General features: G+C 68.3%; 16 protein-coding genes. 9 read left to right on the top strand and 7 right to left on the bottom strand.

From position 1 onward, the window contains the following. Nucleotide 1 precedes the first annotated feature (1 nt). Nucleotides 2-796 carry an enoyl-CoA hydratase/isomerase family protein gene (locus AC0B44_RS01360; protein ID WP_471901133.1) on the bottom strand — a complete coding sequence of 265 codons (795 nt, stop codon included), beginning with the start codon at nucleotides 794-796 and terminating at the stop codon, nucleotides 2-4. Beyond that, the gene (locus AC0B44_RS01355; RefSeq protein ID WP_471901132.1) at nucleotides 793-2,316 is read right to left on the bottom strand and encodes an acetyl-CoA acetyltransferase; all 1,524 of its coding nucleotides are present in this window, start codon (nucleotides 2,314-2,316) and stop codon (nucleotides 793-795) included. The genes AC0B44_RS01360 and AC0B44_RS01355 overlap by 4 nt, the downstream gene beginning before the upstream one ends. Nucleotides 2,317-2,413: 97 nt before the next feature. Here AC0B44_RS01355 and AC0B44_RS01350 point away from each other — a divergent pair, with 97 nt between their 5' ends. The 5 genes from AC0B44_RS01350 to AC0B44_RS01330 all read left to right on the top strand — a co-directional run bounded on the left by AC0B44_RS01350 (nucleotide 2,414) and on the right by AC0B44_RS01330 (nucleotide 5,929). Next, nucleotides 2,414-3,019: a TetR/AcrR family transcriptional regulator gene (locus AC0B44_RS01350; RefSeq protein WP_471901131.1), complete on the top strand. Its 606-nt coding sequence runs from the start codon at nucleotides 2,414-2,416 to the stop codon at nucleotides 3,017-3,019. Between the two features lie 131 nt (nucleotides 3,020-3,150). Next, entirely contained in the window at nucleotides 3,151-3,636 is a 486-nt protein-coding gene (locus AC0B44_RS01345) for a nuclear transport factor 2 family protein (RefSeq protein ID WP_471901130.1), read from the top strand. Between the two features lie 16 nt (nucleotides 3,637-3,652). Beyond that, on the top strand, nucleotides 3,653-4,102 hold the full coding sequence (locus AC0B44_RS01340; RefSeq protein WP_471901129.1) for a VOC family protein: 450 nt from the start codon (nucleotides 3,653-3,655) through the stop codon (nucleotides 4,100-4,102). Nucleotides 4,103-4,159: 57 nt separating this feature from the next. Next, complete coding sequence (locus AC0B44_RS01335; RefSeq protein ID WP_471901128.1) at nucleotides 4,160-4,834, top strand: pyridoxine/pyridoxamine 5'-phosphate oxidase; 675 nt, start codon at nucleotides 4,160-4,162, stop codon at nucleotides 4,832-4,834. Nucleotides 4,835-4,891: 57 nt separating this feature from the next. Next, the gene (locus AC0B44_RS01330; RefSeq protein ID WP_471901127.1) at nucleotides 4,892-5,929 is read left to right on the top strand and encodes an enoyl-CoA hydratase/isomerase family protein; all 1,038 of its coding nucleotides are present in this window, start codon (nucleotides 4,892-4,894) and stop codon (nucleotides 5,927-5,929) included. A 40-nt stretch (nucleotides 5,930-5,969) separates the two neighbouring features. Here AC0B44_RS01330 and AC0B44_RS01325 read toward each other — a convergent pair whose 3' ends face one another. The 5 genes from AC0B44_RS01325 to AC0B44_RS01305 form a co-directional block, all read right to left on the bottom strand. Continuing rightward, the gene (locus tag AC0B44_RS01325; protein WP_471901126.1) at nucleotides 5,970-6,614 is read right to left on the bottom strand and encodes a hypothetical protein; all 645 of its coding nucleotides are present in this window, start codon (nucleotides 6,612-6,614) and stop codon (nucleotides 5,970-5,972) included. Between the two features lie 100 nt (nucleotides 6,615-6,714). Next, nucleotides 6,715-8,403 carry a peptide chain release factor 3 gene (locus AC0B44_RS01320; protein ID WP_471901125.1) on the bottom strand — a complete coding sequence of 563 codons (1,689 nt, stop codon included), beginning with the start codon at nucleotides 8,401-8,403 and terminating at the stop codon, nucleotides 6,715-6,717. Nucleotides 8,404-8,523: 120 nt separating this feature from the next. Beyond that, nucleotides 8,524-9,096 (bottom strand): aminoacyl-tRNA hydrolase, encoded by a 573-nt coding sequence (pth, locus tag AC0B44_RS01315; protein ID WP_471901124.1) that lies wholly within the window; start codon nucleotides 9,094-9,096, stop codon nucleotides 8,524-8,526. 101 nt (nucleotides 9,097-9,197) lie between these two features. Then, nucleotides 9,198-9,818 carry a 50S ribosomal protein L25/general stress protein Ctc gene (locus AC0B44_RS01310; RefSeq protein WP_471901123.1) on the bottom strand — a complete coding sequence of 207 codons (621 nt, stop codon included), beginning with the start codon at nucleotides 9,816-9,818 and terminating at the stop codon, nucleotides 9,198-9,200. Between the two features lie 209 nt (nucleotides 9,819-10,027). Further along, a complete protein-coding gene (locus AC0B44_RS01305) occupies nucleotides 10,028-11,206 on the bottom strand; it encodes an aminotransferase class V-fold PLP-dependent enzyme (protein WP_471901122.1) in 1,179 nt (392 codons plus the stop codon). A 151-nt stretch (nucleotides 11,207-11,357) separates the two neighbouring features. Here AC0B44_RS01305 and egtA point away from each other — a divergent pair, with 151 nt between their 5' ends. The 4 genes from egtA to egtD are packed head-to-tail and all read left to right on the top strand — an operon-like array spanning nucleotide 11,358 to nucleotide 15,583. Next, entirely contained in the window at nucleotides 11,358-12,581 is a 1,224-nt protein-coding gene (egtA, locus tag AC0B44_RS01300; protein ID WP_471901121.1) for an ergothioneine biosynthesis glutamate--cysteine ligase EgtA, read from the top strand. Continuing rightward, on the top strand, nucleotides 12,542-13,888 hold the full coding sequence (egtB, locus tag AC0B44_RS01295) for an ergothioneine biosynthesis protein EgtB (protein ID WP_471901120.1): 1,347 nt from the start codon (nucleotides 12,542-12,544) through the stop codon (nucleotides 13,886-13,888). The genes egtA and egtB overlap by 40 nt, the downstream gene beginning before the upstream one ends. Then, nucleotides 13,881-14,630 (top strand): ergothioneine biosynthesis protein EgtC, encoded by a 750-nt coding sequence (egtC, locus tag AC0B44_RS01290; protein ID WP_471901119.1) that lies wholly within the window; start codon nucleotides 13,881-13,883, stop codon nucleotides 14,628-14,630. The genes egtB and egtC overlap by 8 nt, the downstream gene beginning before the upstream one ends. Continuing rightward, nucleotides 14,627-15,583 carry an L-histidine N(alpha)-methyltransferase gene (gene egtD / locus AC0B44_RS01285; protein ID WP_471901118.1) on the top strand — a complete coding sequence of 319 codons (957 nt, stop codon included), beginning with the start codon at nucleotides 14,627-14,629 and terminating at the stop codon, nucleotides 15,581-15,583. The genes egtC and egtD overlap by 4 nt, the downstream gene beginning before the upstream one ends. Nucleotides 15,584-15,632: the final 49 nt, after the last annotated feature.

Here is a 15,632-nt window from a genome sequence, read left to right as displayed (position 1 = left end):
GTCATTCGCCCTTCCAGACGGGTTCGCGCTTCTGCATGAAGGCCATGACGCCTTCGAGGGTGTCGGCGCTGGTGGTCAGGCGTGCGAGAGCCTTTTCGGTCAGCTCCCACGACTGGTCTTCCGCCGAGACGTGTCCGTCGACGATGCCGCGCGCGACGGTCTTGCTCGCCTGGACGGCCAGTGGCGCGCCGGCAGCGATCTGTGCGGCGAGATCGAGGGCGGTGGTCAGCACGTCGGCCTGCGGCACGACGCGGTTGACCAGGCCCCAGCGCAGCGCGTCGGCCGCGGACATCGGCTTACCGGTGAGCACGAGTTCCATCGCGATCGCCTTGGGCACGGCCTGCCCGATGCGGAAGACGCCGCCCGCCCCGGCGATCAGCCCGCGATGGACCTCGGGCAGACCGAACTCTGCTGTCTCGGAGGCGACCACGAGGTCGCTCGCGAGGGCGAGTTCGGTGCCGCCGCCGAGTGCGGTGCCGTTGACCGCGGCGATGATCGGCTTCGCGATGTGGTGCTTGACGACACCGGCGAATCCCCAGTGTGCCGTGTCGGGCGGGGTGACACCGTCCGGTCCTGCCGTGCCGAGGGCCTTGAGATCGGCACCGCCGCAGAACACGGCGTCGCCCGCACCGGTGAGAACCACGGCGCGCACGGTGCGGTCGTCGGCGGCACGCTCCCAGGCCTCACCGAGCGCGCGGTGCACGTCCGCGTTGATGCTGTTGGCGGCCTTGGGGCGGTTGATGGTGACGATCAGCGTGTGGTCGCGCTGTTCGACGAGAACGATCGGGTCGGTCACTGCGGGTGCTCCTCGGAGGAAGTGGTGTCGATGCGGGCAACGGTGAGTTGCCCGCCGTTGTCGGTCACGTGCACGACGGTGCCGATCAGGTCCGCGCCGGCCGACAGGATCGCGGCGCCTTCCGCGTCTGTGTGGCCCGACACGCGACGGCCGTCGGGTGTGGTGCCGACGAGGAATCCGACGGACGGGTTGCCGTCGCGACCGTATTCGGCGGTGGCGGTGACGATCTCGACGTCACCGGTGTAGTCGAGGGCCGTTTCGGGTGCAGTCGCCGGCAGCTGGACGGGTTCGGGATCGCCCACGTAACCCTCGGTGTGCGGGGCGCACCCGAGCACCACGACGTGCTGGTACGTCAGGTATCCGCCGTTGCCGTGTACGAGGGCGAGTTCGCCGTCGCGGCGGAGTCGCTGCGCGACCGCGACGATCGAGTGCAGCGTGTAGCTGTTGAGGGGCCCGCCGAAGAACGAATGCCCACCGGTGACCGACGGAACCGTGTCGCGGGGCAGGCCCAGGTGCTCGACGAGCAGTTTGGGTACGACGGGGAAGCAGCTGTACGCGTCGACGATGTCGAAGTCGGCCGCCTTCAGGTCGGTGGCGGCGAGCGTGCGGCGCAGGGAATCCGCCAGGGCGGCGGAGCGGCCGAGGTCGCCGCGAGCGAGGACGTCCGGTGTCTCGGTGGCTCCGGCGCCACCCCACACGTAGAGCACGTGGTCGTCGGCGACCCCGAGTTCGCGTGCCGTCGCGAGTGAGGTGACGACCACGGCCGCTGCCTGGTCGACGAACGGCATCGCGTTGCACAGCAGCGGATACGGGTCGGTGACCATGCGGTTGCCGGGGCCGGGGGTGCGGATGTCGTCCGCGGTCCGCAGGGTGGGGTTCCACGCGGCGGGGTTGTTGCCGGCGATTTCGGAGAAGGCCGCATACAACTGCGCGGACCAGCCGATCGACTCCTCGCGCGTGTGGCCGAGGTCGTGGCTGAGCCGGTTCTCGAAGAGGGGGTAGACCCGCGTCGGCGCGATCATTCCCGCCCGTTGCATGGCTGTGCTGCCCAGGTCGTCCGGATCGAATGCGGGTGGGCCGCCGGGGGCGGTGGTCCAGCCGAGCGACGCCGGGTCGGTGCCCGCCTTGAACGCGTTGGTCACCGAGGCCTGTGCCTCGCCACCGACGAGCAGTGCGACAGCACTCGTGCCGTCGGCGATGTCGCGGGCGACGCGGTCGAGCAGCGCTGCCGGCCAGTGCCCGCCGATGGGAGTGGTCGACGTGTGGACGGCGTCGACACCGAGACGTGCGCCGAGCAGACCCGGCAGATCGTCGTAGGACCAGCTTGCCGTCTTCACGGCCCGGATGGTGTCGATGCGCGAGACGAGGTCGTCGCGGTCGGCACCGGTGTCGGTCAGAGCGGCCGCGGTGGCCTCGTGGATGAGGTCGAGCGGTTCGCGTGGGTCGGCGGGCGAACCGGCGCGGCCGGAGCGCAGGTCGCCGACGCCGATCACGACGGGCACCCGGGTGGGGTCTGTCATGGCGTTCCTTCGAGTACTTCGTCGGGGAGGGACGCCCACAGCCTAATACGGACGATTTCAGTCTGTAAATGTGGAGTAGGTCTGGCACACTCGGGTGGTGACCGATGTAGCTCCCCCGCGACGCCGTGGACGGCCCCGCGACGCCGACCTCGAGGACCGTGTCTTCGACGCGGTTCTGGAGGTGTACTCCGAGACGAGCTGGCGCGGATTCACCCTCGACGCGGTGGGCCGGCGTGCCCGGGTGGGCAGAGCCGCCCTCTACCGCCGGTGGGAGAGCAAGGACGATCTGCTCGTCCAGGCTCTCGAGGCACGCAGCCCCCTGCCGGTGCCGATCGACACCGGAGATCTCCGATCGGACCTCGTCGAGCTCGCGCGCCAGCTTTTGCAGGGCTACCGCACCACGCCGGGACTGGTCAGTCTTCGCGTCGCCCTCGACGCCCGGGTCAATCCGGAGTTGCTCGCGCGGCTGACCCACACGCTCAACAAGAGCCGCCTGCTCGCCGCACGCACGATCGTGCACCGTGCGGTCGAGCGCGGTGATCTGCCGGCGGACACCTCGGCGACACTGCTGCTGGAATTGGTGACCGGTGCGGTCCTTAGTCACGCGCTGTTCGCCCTCACCACGCCCGAACCCGCCGAGGACGATGCCTACGCCGAACTCGTCGTGGAGACCACCGTCCGCGGGCTCCGGCCACCGTCGTGACTCTCGTCCCGGTCCTGTAACCGAAACGCAATCGAGCCCCGCCGTGAGTCTCCGAATTGCACGCCCGCCGAAACATTTCCGGACTAGCCTGAGAACGGTACCTGCAGGTACCTCGTGACAGGAGGCGCGCGATGGATCTGGCGGCGGTGGCGGCGATCGAGCGACTGAAGTACCGCTACCTGCGTGCGCTGGACACCAAATCCTGGACCGAACTGTCCGACACCATGATGCCCGACGCCACGGCGGTGTACGGCGAACATCTCAGTTTCGAGTCGCGCGACGCGTTCATCGGTTTCCTCGAGAACACGCTCGGCACCCTGATGGTCACCGAGCACCATTGCAGCCACCCTGAGATCGAGATCTCGGCCGACGGCACGAGGGCCACCGGGGTGTGGCTGCTGGCCGACACGGTCATGGTGCCCGAGGACGGGATACTGATGCGCGGGTCGGCACACTACTACGACCGGTACGTGCTGAGCGACGACGGGAAGTGGCGCATCTGCCACACCGGTTACGAACGCAACTGGGAGACGGTGACTTTCCTGTCCGACCTGCCCAACTTCCGGCTGAACACGAACCGGCGCGCGATGCTGTCGAACCAGCCTCGCGCCTCGTAACCGAACGGAGAGCCTCGTGTCGAACATCTCCGACGACGAATTCCCGGCCGTCGGCGCTCTGCCGTACCTCACCGTCTCGCGGGCTCAGGACGCAATCGATTGGTACACCGTCGTTTTCGGTGCCTCTCTCGTCGGTGAGCCGGTGGTGATGGAAGACGGGCGGATCGGTCACGCCGAGCTGAGCTTTCCGACGGGGATGGTGTACCTCGCGGAGGAGTTTCCCGAGATGGGCCTGACCGCGCCACTGGCCGGGGCAACCTCGGTGAGTTTGATGCTTCCGGTCGGTGACGCCGACGCCGTGCTGGCCCGTGCCCGCGCCGCCGGCGGCGAGGTGGAACGCTGGATCAACGAAAGCCACGGTCATCGCAACGCGACCCTGCTCGACCCGTTCGGTCACCGATGGATGCTGGCCGGTCCGCTCACCGGCGATGCCGCCACGGCGAGGGCTGACACGGACGAGGGCTGACACGGGTGAGCGCCGAGACCGGGTGAGGACCGGGACAGGGTCGTCTACCCTTCCGCTGTGGCCGAGATCCCTCACCTCGAGCAGTTCCCCGACGTCCGCGCGTGGATCCGGGCGATACCCGTGTTCGCCACGGAGCCTCCGCCCGAGCACGAGGCATCACCGCGACCACACGACCTGTTCCTGCACTGGCTGACCGACGCCGTCGATGCCGGTCTCGCGGAACCCCACGCGGCGGCCCTGTCGACGGTCGGCGAGGACGGTTGGCCTGATGCCCGGATGTTGCTGGTCAAGGACGTGACCGCGGAGGGCTGGTGGTTCTCCGGCGACTTTCGGTCCCCGAAGGGCCGTCACCTCGGTACGACGCCCGCGGCGGCCCTGACGTTCTACTGGCGCGAACACGGCCGCCAGGTCAGACTGCGGGGCCCGGTGCGCTCCGGCGGTCCCGAGGTGTGTGCCCGCGATTTCCGCGAACGTTCACTGCTCGCCCGCGCGGTCGCGGCCACCGGCAGGCAGAGCGACGTCCTCGACGACCCGGGCGACTACGACCGGCTGGTGCGGGAACGGCGCGAAACGCTCGAGGCCGATCCCGGATGGGTCTCACCTCACTGGACGGCCTGGTGCGTGGAGCCCGTGACGGTGGAGTTCTGGCAGGCCGATCCCGGTCGCCGGCACCGGCGGCTGCGGTATCGCCGCACCGATACGGAGTGGACGCGCGAGCAGCTGTTTCCCTAGGCCGGAGGCGGCGCGCGCATACCGACATACCGGCCGGTGACCGGTAGGCTCCGGCGCGTGAACGACTCCTTCATCCGCACACGCGTCGCCAATGGTGTCGGCGAAGTGCAACTCGACCGATCCGTCGCGCTCAACGCGCTCGACCGGTCGATGATCCACGACATGTATGCGCCGCTCGAGGCGTGGCGCGACGACCCGGACATCACGGCCGTCCTGGTCACCAGCCTGTCCGATCGCGCGTTCTGCGCGGGCGGTGACATCAAGCCGGTGCGCGAGGCAGCCGTCCAGGGCGACGCCGACACCGTCCGCGGATACTTTGCCGACGAATACCGGCTCGACCGGCTCGTCGCGACCTACCCCAAGCCGTACCTCGCGTTGCTCGACGGCGTCACCATGGGTGGGGGACTCGGCATCTCGGTACACGGAGCCGTGCGCATCGCCACTGAGAAGTCCACGTTCGCCATGCCCGAGACCGCGATCGGCTTCATCCCCGACGTCGGTTCCAGCCACTTCCTTCCCCGCCTGCGCGGCACCACCGCCCGCTGCGACGCGGTCGGGATGTACCTGGGCACCACCGGCACCCGGATCGATGCCGGTGACGCACTCGCGGTCGGCCTGGCTACGCACTATGTGCCGAGCGCACGTATCGACGAGCTGGCAGACCGGATCCGGGCGGGGCATTGGCAGGATGCGCTCGACGAATACGTCGAACCCGCACCGGAATCGGACTTGGCGCTGCGCTTCACCGACATCGAAGCGGTGTTCGGCGACGGCACCGTTCTGGACATGCTCGCCCGTCTCACGGACGATCCCGACATCGACTCCGCGTGGGCGGAGAAGACGCGCAACGCCTTGACGGCCTTGTCGCCGACGAGCGTCTGGGTCACGGCCGAACTGTTGCGGCGTGGTGCCGAAAGCACATTGGAAGAGTGCTTCGCCCGTGAACTCGGGGTGGCGGTCCGGATCGCTCTCACCCCCGACTTCTCCGAAGGGGTGCGCTCCGTGCTCGTCGACAAGGACCGCAACCCGCAGTGGTCGCCCGCGTCGCTGGACGCGGTCGATCAGGCGGCGGTGACGGCGCTACTGGACGCCTGACGGCTTCCGGCGGCGCTTCTTCGTCGTCGCCGGAGACCGGTCAGCGGGCGTGGCGCTGCGGAGTCTGCAGGTCCACCACGATGGGCTGACCGCCGAGGGTCGCGTGGAGTTCGGGCTTCTCGAGCCCACCGGCGAGGAGGTACTCGCCGAGAAGCGTGAGCAGTTCGTCGTTGTCGGACATCGGGTCGGTGTTCCCGCCCGTGCTCCCCAACTCGTTCTGGGCGAGGCGGGCTGCGATCCGGACCGAGGCCACACCCATCGCCTTGCGCCGCGAGGGGGTCGGCGCGGTGGCGGCCGAGGTGGTGACGGCTGTGCGGGCATCGTCCGATGCGGTTCCCGCACCGTTGACCGTGCCGTTCGTGCTGGTGCTGCTCACCGGGGTCTTCCCTTCGTCGAAGATGCCGGCGTCCACCCCGCCGGCCGGGTCGCGGTCGATCGCGCGCTCGCTGTCGGTGCTCGCCCCGGGAACGCCGAGAAGCGGCTCATCGGAGATACCCGGCCCACCCGGACCGGCAGAACCGGTTCGCCCCGGGCCGGTGAGCGGCGTGCTGCTCGGCAACGGTGTGCTCGGCAACGGGTAGACGAAGGTTCCCGACCGTTTCGGTCCTCCGGACCGTGAGGTGGCGTCCCCCGGCTTGCCGGAGGGCAGGCCGTCGCCGGCCGAGGCCGGTGCGTCGTCGCTCATCGATTGCTCCTGATTCCGCCCGATACGTCGGATCGACGGAAGGGAAAGTATCAGTAAAGTCCGCAGGGTGCACCCATCGGGTGCACCCTGCGGTATGCGCTCAGTCCGTCGCGGCGACGAGCGGCTCGAGCGTGAGCCCGGGAAGTTCCTTCTGGATGTACTGCAGACGCCACTTGTCGCTGACGAGCGCGAGCAGTACGCCGTCGGACCGCATGAACACCTCGACCCCGCGCTGCCGGTTGAGTTCGTCGACCGAGGCGGCGTCCGTGCGCCGCGCGAGGGCGTAACCCAGCGGTTCGATCTTCGGCTCGACGTTGTACTCGGCCTTCATCCGTGCCGCGACGACCTCGAACTGCATGGGACCGACCGCCGCCATGACCGGCGACGCGTCACCGCGGATGTCGTTGCGCAGAATCTGCACGACACCCTCGGAATCGAGCTGATCGACGGCCTTGCGGAATTGCTTGTATTTCGAGGCGCTTTCGGCGCGCAGGATGGCGAAGTGTTCCGGCGCGAACGACGGAATCGGCGGGAACTCCACCTTCTTGTCGACGTACAGCGTGTGGCCCGGTGCGAGCGCGGTCGCGTTGACCAGGCCCACCACATCCCCCGGATAGGCGTTCTCCACGGTCGTCCGTTCGCGGCCGAACACGGTGAGCGCGTACTTGGTGGCGAACGGTTTGCCGGTCTGGGCGTGCGTGACGACCATGCCGCGTTCGAAGACACCGGAGACGACGCGCATGAACGCGAGCCGGTCCCGGTGGGCGGTGTCCATACCGGCCTGGACCTTGAACACGACGGCGCTGAACGGATCGTCGACGATGCGCGGGTTGCCGTCGACATCGATCCGGGCGCGCGGCGGCGGTGCCAGCGAGACGAGCGTGTCGAGAATCTGCCGGACACCGAAGTTGAGCATCGCGGACGCGAAGATCACCGGGGACGTCTGCCCGGCGAGGAACATCTCCTGGTCGTGGTCCTGACCGCTCGCCGAGAGCAGTTCGGATTCCTCGGCGGCTTCGGTCCAGACGTCGCCTTCCCGATCGGACGCCTCGTCCGCGGTCAGGTGTTCCTCGGGCGCGATCTTCGCGCCACCCGCGGTCCGGGTGAACTTGACGTATTCGGTGGCGATGCCGTCCTCGCCGCGACGGAGCAGACCGCGGAAGTCGCCGGCGATCCCGACCGGCCAGAACAGCGGCGTCGGAGTGAGGCCGATGCGTTCGTCGATCTCGTCGAGCAGTTCGAGGGGGGTGCGACCGGGACGGTCCCATTTGTTGATGACGGTGATGACGGGGATGCCGCGGTGGCGACATACCTGGAAGAGCTTGAGTGTCTGCGGCTCGAGGCCTTTCGCAGCGTCGATGAGCATCACAGCGGCGTCGACGGCGGTCAGAACACGGTAGGTGTCCTCCGAGAAGTCGGAGTGGCCCGGGGTATCGACGAGGTTGATGACGTTGACCGTCTCGGCCCCGTCCTCGTCGCGGGGCGCCTCCGAAGAGGTGTAATTGAACTGCAGCGCGGTGGAACTGACGGAGATACCGCGTGCCTTCTCCATCTCCATCCAGTCGGAGACGGTGGATTTGCGTCCGGCCTTGCCGTGGACGGCGCCTGCCTCGGAGATGACCTTCGCGTGCAGCGCGAGGGCCTCGGTGAGAGTGGATTTACCGGCGTCGGGGTGCGAGATGACGGCGAACGTGCGGCGACGCTGGGCCTCGGCACGCACTTCCTTGCCCGATTTGGGCTTCGGGACTCCGGTGGATTCGCTGACGGCCGAAGCGGGCGGGGTGCTCAACGCGGAAAACCTCTCGAAGCGGGACTGGTGCGGCTGTCGCCGACAACTTATCAATGTTACTCGGCATGTCGTGCGGTCAGCTCGGTCAGATTCGATTGTCTCCGCCCGAACGGGGTCTAACTAGTGGACGCGGTTCTGGGCCCCTTCGAGCCCGAGGCGCAGCAGCAGTTCCACCGCGTCGGCGCCTTCCTCACACCACACCGCGAGTTCCTTGCGCTCTGCCGCGGAGAACGGCTTGAGGACGTAATCGGCGGGGTCCTGCCGGCCGGGGGGACGCCCGATACCCATGCGTACGCGCAGGTAGTCCTTGGTGCCCAGGGCCGACGATGTCGACCGCAAGCCGTTGTGCCCGTTCTCGCCGCCGCCCTGCTTGAGGCGGATCGTCTCGAAGTCCAGGTCGAGTTCGTCGTGGATCACCACGATGTTCCCGGGGTCGACCGAGAAGAACTTGGCGAGGTTCGCGACCGGCCCACCGGAAAGATTCATGTACGTGCGGGGCTTGGCGATGATCACCTGGCGACCGTCGAGGCGTGCCTGGACGATGTCGGCGTTGCTGCGCTTGTGAGCTCCGAACTTGCCGCCGACCCGCCCCGCCAGCACATCGGCCACCATGAAACCGATGTTGTGACGGGTGTTCTCGTACTTGGGCCCGGGGTTCCCCAGCCCGACCACGAGCGCGGTGTCCTCGCTCACGTGCATTTCCTTCCGTACATCTGCGTCTACAACCACGTGCGGCGCGCCACCCCGGAGGATGACGCGCCGCACGAGTGACTTCACAGGGAACCGGTGAAGGCTCAGGCCTCTTCTTCGGTTGCTGCCTCTTCGGCGGGGGCCTCTTCGGCACCCTCTTCGCCCTCGAGCTCGTCGGCGGACGGCGCCTCGACGATATTCACGATCAGGAGATCGGCATCGTCCTGAAGGACCGAGCCGGACGGCAGCTCGACGCCACCGGCGAGGATCTGGGTACCGGCCTCGACGCCCTCGATGGAGACCTTGATCTCCTCGGGGAGGTGCATCGCGTCGGCCTCGATCTTGATGGTGCTGACCTCGTTGACGACCAGCGTGCCGCTCGCGGGCTCACCCTCGAGAACGACGGGCACCTCGACGGTGACCTTCTCGCCGCGCTTCACGACGAGCAGGTCGGCGTGCTCGATGTAGCGGCGGATCGGGTGGACGACGACGGACTTGGTCAGCGCGAGCGCCTCGGTGCCGTCGACGTCCAGGGTCAGAACGGCGTTGGTGCCGTGCTTACGCAGGACGGCTGCGAAGTCACGGGCGGGCAGCGCGAGGTGCTGCGGTTCGGTGTTGTGGCCGTACAGCACGGCGGGGACCTGACCGTCGCGGCGGGCACGGCGCGCGGCGCCCTTGCCGAACTCGGTGCGGACGCTGGCTACGAGATTGTTCTCGTCGGACATGTGTAACGGCTCCTACGCTGATGGCACTTCGTGGTCGGGTGTTCTCGGCAAGTGGGCCGGCACGCGCGACAGGAGCATGTGCTCATCAAAGCCGCGGCCGCGTCGATCACGGTGATCCGGCACGTATGCGGTTCACCCTCGCCGAGACAACTCGATCCACTCTACCGGATTGCGCAGTTGGACGCGAACCCGCGCAGGTAGCGACGGTTTTACACCGCTGCGAGTGTCCGCACAGCCGACAGGAACCGGTCCGCGTCGGCGGGGGAGACGAAATAGTGAGGGGAGGCCCGCACCACCGCGTCGAGATGCCGCGCCGACATATCCAGCAGTGTCGAACTGCGGTGGCTCACCGTCACGGTCACCGATCGTTCCGCGAGCGCGTCCCGCAATGCGCCCGGCTCCCAGCCGTCCACCGTGAAGGAGACGATCCCGCTGAGCCGCTCGCCGAGATCCCGCACGGCGACCCCCGGGATGCGGCGGAGACCGTCGCGGAGGTGCTCGGCCCGGTAGGTGAGCGCGTCGACCACCTCGTCGACCCCGAGATCGAGCAGGTAGTCGACTGCGGCGCCCAGCCCGAGCCGGGCCGCGACGTCGGCTTCCCACATCTCGAACCGGGTGGCGTCGGGGGCGCACTCGTAGGAGTCCGGGCCCGTCCACACGGCGCTGTGCAGATCGATCATGGCGGGCTCGAGTTCCCGGATCAGACGGGGCCGGACCTGGAGGAATCCCGTGCCGCGCGGTCCACGCAGCCACTTGCGGCCGGTGCCGGAGAGCGCGTCGACATCGAGTTCGCCGACGTCGACCCTCAATTGCCCCACCGACTGGCATGCGTCGAGCAGCACCAGCGCGCCCACCGCGTGGGCGGCGTCGGCCACCTCCCGCACCGGGTTGACGAGCCCGCTGTTGGTGGGGGCGTGCACCACCGACACCAGCCGGACGCGTTCGTCGAGCATCCCGGTCAACGCGTCGAGGTCGATGCGTCCGGACGGATCGGACGGCACCACCTCGACCCGGGCACCGGTGGTGCGTGCGCGCTGAAGCGCCGCCACGGCGTTCGCCGCGTACTCCGCCTGGGAGAGGAGGATCCGGTCGCCGGGCTGCAGCGGCACCGAATAGAAGAAGGACGCCCAGGCGCGTGAGGCGCTGTCCGAGAGCGCGACGGATTCCGCGGGAGCACCGAGGAGACGGCCGAGGGAGGTCTTCACCGCGGCGAGATCGTCGCGCCGCTCGTTCGCCGCCGCATATCCACCGACTTCGGCTTCCCGGCGCAGATGCGCGACGACCGTGTCGACGACGGGGGTGGGCGGGAGCGACGACCCGGCGCTGTCGAGAAACACGCGTTCGAAGCACCCCGGTGTGTCCCGGCGTGCCTGCTCCACATCCAGCATGGGCATATCCCCTCGACGCAGTGGTCCCGTGGCACGGAATCTAACCGGTCCCCGTGTGTGCGGCAGCGATCTCCCCGCGATGCGCGCCGACGCGCGTTAGTCTCGTTCGCAGACCATGTCAGGCAGCCGAGGGGGGGTGAATCGAGTGGTGATGGCGATCAACTTTCCGGTGTCGCACGCTCGGGCAGGACTCGGCACACGTGGGGCAGCGGAAAAGCATGTTCGGAACGTGAGTTTCCGTGCGGGTACGCCCCGGCTGATCGGTGTCGAACTCGAGTGGCTGACGGCGCGCGCCGACGTCACCGCGGCCCGCCCCGAGCTGAGCTCGCTCGTCGAGGCACTCGGCTCCCACGCACCTCGCACGGTTCTGCCGTCGTCGTCGGAACGGCCGCTTCCGTCGGGCAGTGTCGTCAGCCTCGAGCCCGGGGGACAGGTGGAACTGTCGAGCGCTCCGTGCACCTCCGCGCGTCAGGTGTGCGACCGGCTCACCGCCGATGCCAGGATGCTCCGCGCACTTCTCGCCCGCCGGTCGGTGACGATGCTCGACGGCGCAGCAGACGGTGTCAGGCCGCCGCAGCGACTGCTCCGGACACCCCGGTACGGGGCGATGGAGATGCGATACGACCGGATCGGGCCGATGGGCCGGTTGATGATGAACAACACCGCCGCGGTACAGGTAAGTGTCGACGCCGGGGCCGACGACGACGACATCGATCGGCGCTGGAACCTGCTGCACGCGATGGGTCCGGCGATGATCGCCGCGTTCGCGTGTTCACCGGCCATGCGAGGTGCGCCCGAGGCCGAATGGGTGTCGCAGCGAATGCGAGCGTGGCTGGACCTCGATCCCGATCTCACCGATGTGCCCGATCCCGCCGGCTACCCCGCGTGGGTGATCGACGCGCCGCTGACCTGTGTGCGGTCCGGTGAACCGGAGTGGCACGTGCCTGCGGGAGCCTCGTTCGCCGACTGGCTCGAAGGCGCTCTCGACGACGAGATCGGGCGCCGCCCGACCGTCGGCGATCTCGACTATCACATGACCACCCTGTTCCCCCCGGTGCGGCCGAAAGGACACCTGGAGGTGCGGTACATCGACGCTCAGCCGGGCGACATGTGGCAGGTGCCGGTCGCTGCCATCGAGGCCCTGCTCAGCACACCGGCCGTCACGGAAGAGGCAACCGCCGTCGCCGCTCCCGTCCGGGAGATGTGGCGCGAAGCCGCGCAGGTGGGTCTCGGTTCGGTCGAATTCCGTGCCGCCGCAGCCGGTTTGCTGTCGCTCGCTGCCGAGGCCTCACGCGATATGCGTTTCACCACCGCTCTCGACGCCGCCGCCGCGCGATGCCTGCGGGGGCGGGGCCCGGAGGTGACGGGCCGGTGAACTCCGCGCGTACCCGGCTTCGCCGCCATCTGGAACGCGCGCGCGATCGGACGAAGTTTCTGACCGATATCTCCGATTCCGAACTGACCGCACAGCATTCACCGCTGATGAGCCCGTTGGTGTGGGATCTCGTGCACATCGCCAACCAGGAAGAACGGTGGCTCGTCCGCGAGGTCGGCGGACGAGCGCCGCTGCGCAGTGGCATCGACGACCTGTACGACGCCTTCCTGCATCCCCGCGCGACCCGCCCGGGTCTCCCGCTGCTCGGACCCGACGAGGCGCGCCGGTACGTCGAGGAGGTCCGGGCGGCCACCTGGGAAGCTCTCGAGAGCGGGACGTTCGATTCGGAACTCACCCGCAACGGGTTCGTCTTCGCGATGGTCGCGCAGCACGAGCAGCAACACGGTGAAACGATGCTCGCCACCCACCAGTTGCGTGAAGGACCACCGCTGCTCGACGCGCCCGAGGCGCCGAGGCAGGGGACGCAACCGGAACAAACGTGTGTTTTCGTGCCTGCCGGCGACGTCGAGATCGGGACGTCGAACGACCCGTGGGCTCTGGACAACGAGAAACCGGCGCACCGGGTCCACGTGCCCGCGTTCTCGATCGACACCGTGCCGGTGTCCAACCGGCGCTATCTCGAATTCGTCGAGGACGGTGGGTACGAGCGCGCCGACCTGTGGAGCACACCGGGGTGGGAGCATCGCTGCGACGCCGGGCTCGAAGCGCCGCGCTTCTGGACCTTCGATGCTTCCGGCCGGCGCGCGCGGCAGCAGTTCGGGAATGTCGTCGAACTGCACCCGGACGAGCCGGTCGTGCACGTCTGTTTTTACGAGGCGGAGGCGTTCGCTCGCTGGGCCGGAGGGCGGTTGCCCACCGAGTTCGAGTGGGAGAAGGCGGCGCGGTGGGACCCGCAGACCGGTCGCAGCCGGGTGTACCCGTGGGGTGACGAGGAGCCGGGCCCCGAGCATGCGAATCTCGGGCAACGGCACCTCGGCCCCGCCGTGCTGGGCGCATATCCGGCGGGGGTATCGCCGCTCGGCGTCCACCAGCTCATCGGCGACGTGTGGGAATGGACGTCCTCGCCGTTCGAACCGTACCCGGGATTCCGTGCGTTCCCGTACCCCGAGTACTCGGAAGTGTTCTTCGGCAACGACTATCGGGTGCTGCGAGGCGGGTCCTTCGGGACCGATTCGGTCGCGTGCCGCGGAACCTTCCGCAACTGGGATCTTCCGATCCGCCGCCAGATCTTCGCCGGTTTCCGCCTTGCGTACACGCCCGCCGGTGCCGGGGAGCTCGATGTGTAGACACCTGGGCTACCTCGGCCCCGCGACCGGCGCCGCCGATCTTCTCCACCGCGGATCGAACTCGCTCATCCGTCAATCGTTTGCGCCCCGCGACATGCGGGGTGGCGGAACGATCAACGCCGACGGTTTCGGCGTGGGCTGGTGGGGCAACGACGGGGCCTTCGGCCGGTATCGTTCGGCCTCGCCGGTGTGGTCCGATCCCTTTGTCGCCGAAGGGATGTCGAGTATCCGTGCCGGCGCGTTGCTGGTTGCGCTGCGGTCGGCGACGGAAGGAATGCCGGTCGAACGGTCGGCATCTGCCCCGTTCGGCGACACGCGCTGGGGTTTCAGTCTCAACGGCGTCGTCCGTGGTTGGCCGGGGTCGGTCACAGCCCTCGCGTCTGCGCTGCCCGTCGAAGAACTGCTGCACCTCGAGGCTCCGACCGACGCCGCGACCCTGTGGCTGCTGTTGCGTTCCAGGCTTCGGTCCTCGACCCCCGACATAGCCTTGATGTCCCTCGTGCGGGAGATCATCGCCGCCGCACCCGAATCCCGGTTGAACCTGTTGCTGTCCAACGGTTCCGAGATGTGGGCGACCGCCTGGTACCACTCGCTGTGGACGCTTGTCGACGAGGATCTCGCGATCGTGGCCTCGGAACCGTACGACGACGACCTGCGCTGGCAGCAGGTGCCCGACCGTCACCTCGTCCACGCGATACCCGGAAAGCTCATCGTCACCCCACTGGAGGTCAAAGCTCCATGACAGTCGACGTATATCTCGAACCCGCAGAACTCGACGAGAAATTGCGCGCCGACGCATACCGAGGATTGACGTCGAACCCGAAGTACCTTTCGCCCACCTGGTTGTACGACGCGCGGGGCAGTGAACTCTTCGAAGAGATCACGCGCCTGCCCGAGTACTACCCGACTCGCACCGAATTCGGATTGCTGCAACGGTATGCGGGAGAGATCGCCGATTCCGCCCACCCGGAGATCCTCGTCGAACTGGGGTCGGGCTCGTCGGAGAAGACCAGAGTGCTGCTCGACGCGCTCGAACCGTACATTCACACCTACGTGCCCCAGGACGTCTCCGAGCCGGCATTGCGCAGCGCCGTGTCACAACTGTCGGTCGAATACCCGACGTTGGCAGTGCACGGGGTGGTGGGTGACTTCACCGACTCGCTCGAGCGACTTCCGTCGGGCGGCCGCCGGATGGTGGCCTTCCTCGGCGGCACGATCGGCAACCTCGTTCCGCAGGAGCGCGCCGACTTCCTCTCCGGACTCGCGTCGATCCTCGAGCGCGACGAGTGGCTCCTGCTCGGCGCCGGCCTCGTCGTGGATCCCGAGATTCTCATTCCGGCATACGACGACGCTGCGGGAGTGACCGCGGAGTTCGACCGGAACGTGTTGCGGGTGCTCAACGCTCGTCTGGGCGCGGATTTCGACCCCGAGCGTTTCGTCCACCGCGCGGTGTGGGACGCGGAGAACGAGTGGATCGAGATGCGGCTCGAGGCGACGGAAGCGATGAAGGTGTCGGTGCCCGGACTCGACCTCGAGGTGTCGTTGGAGGAGGGCGAGCAGATCCGCACCGAGATCTCCGCCAAGTTCCGGCTCGACCGTCTCGGGGCGGAACTCGACCGCGCGGGGTTCGTCGTCCGTCGCGAATGGATCGACCGGGACGGACGGTTCACCGTGCTCGGTGCGGCCCGTCGCTGAACCCGGCCCATCGTCGAACCCGGCCTATCGCCGAACCCTGCCCGGCGCC

The organism is Rhodococcus sp. NPDC019050, from assembly GCF_055664235.1.
The sequence above is the reverse complement of the archived record's forward strand: the minus strand, read 5'-3'. Positions and strand labels throughout refer to the sequence as shown.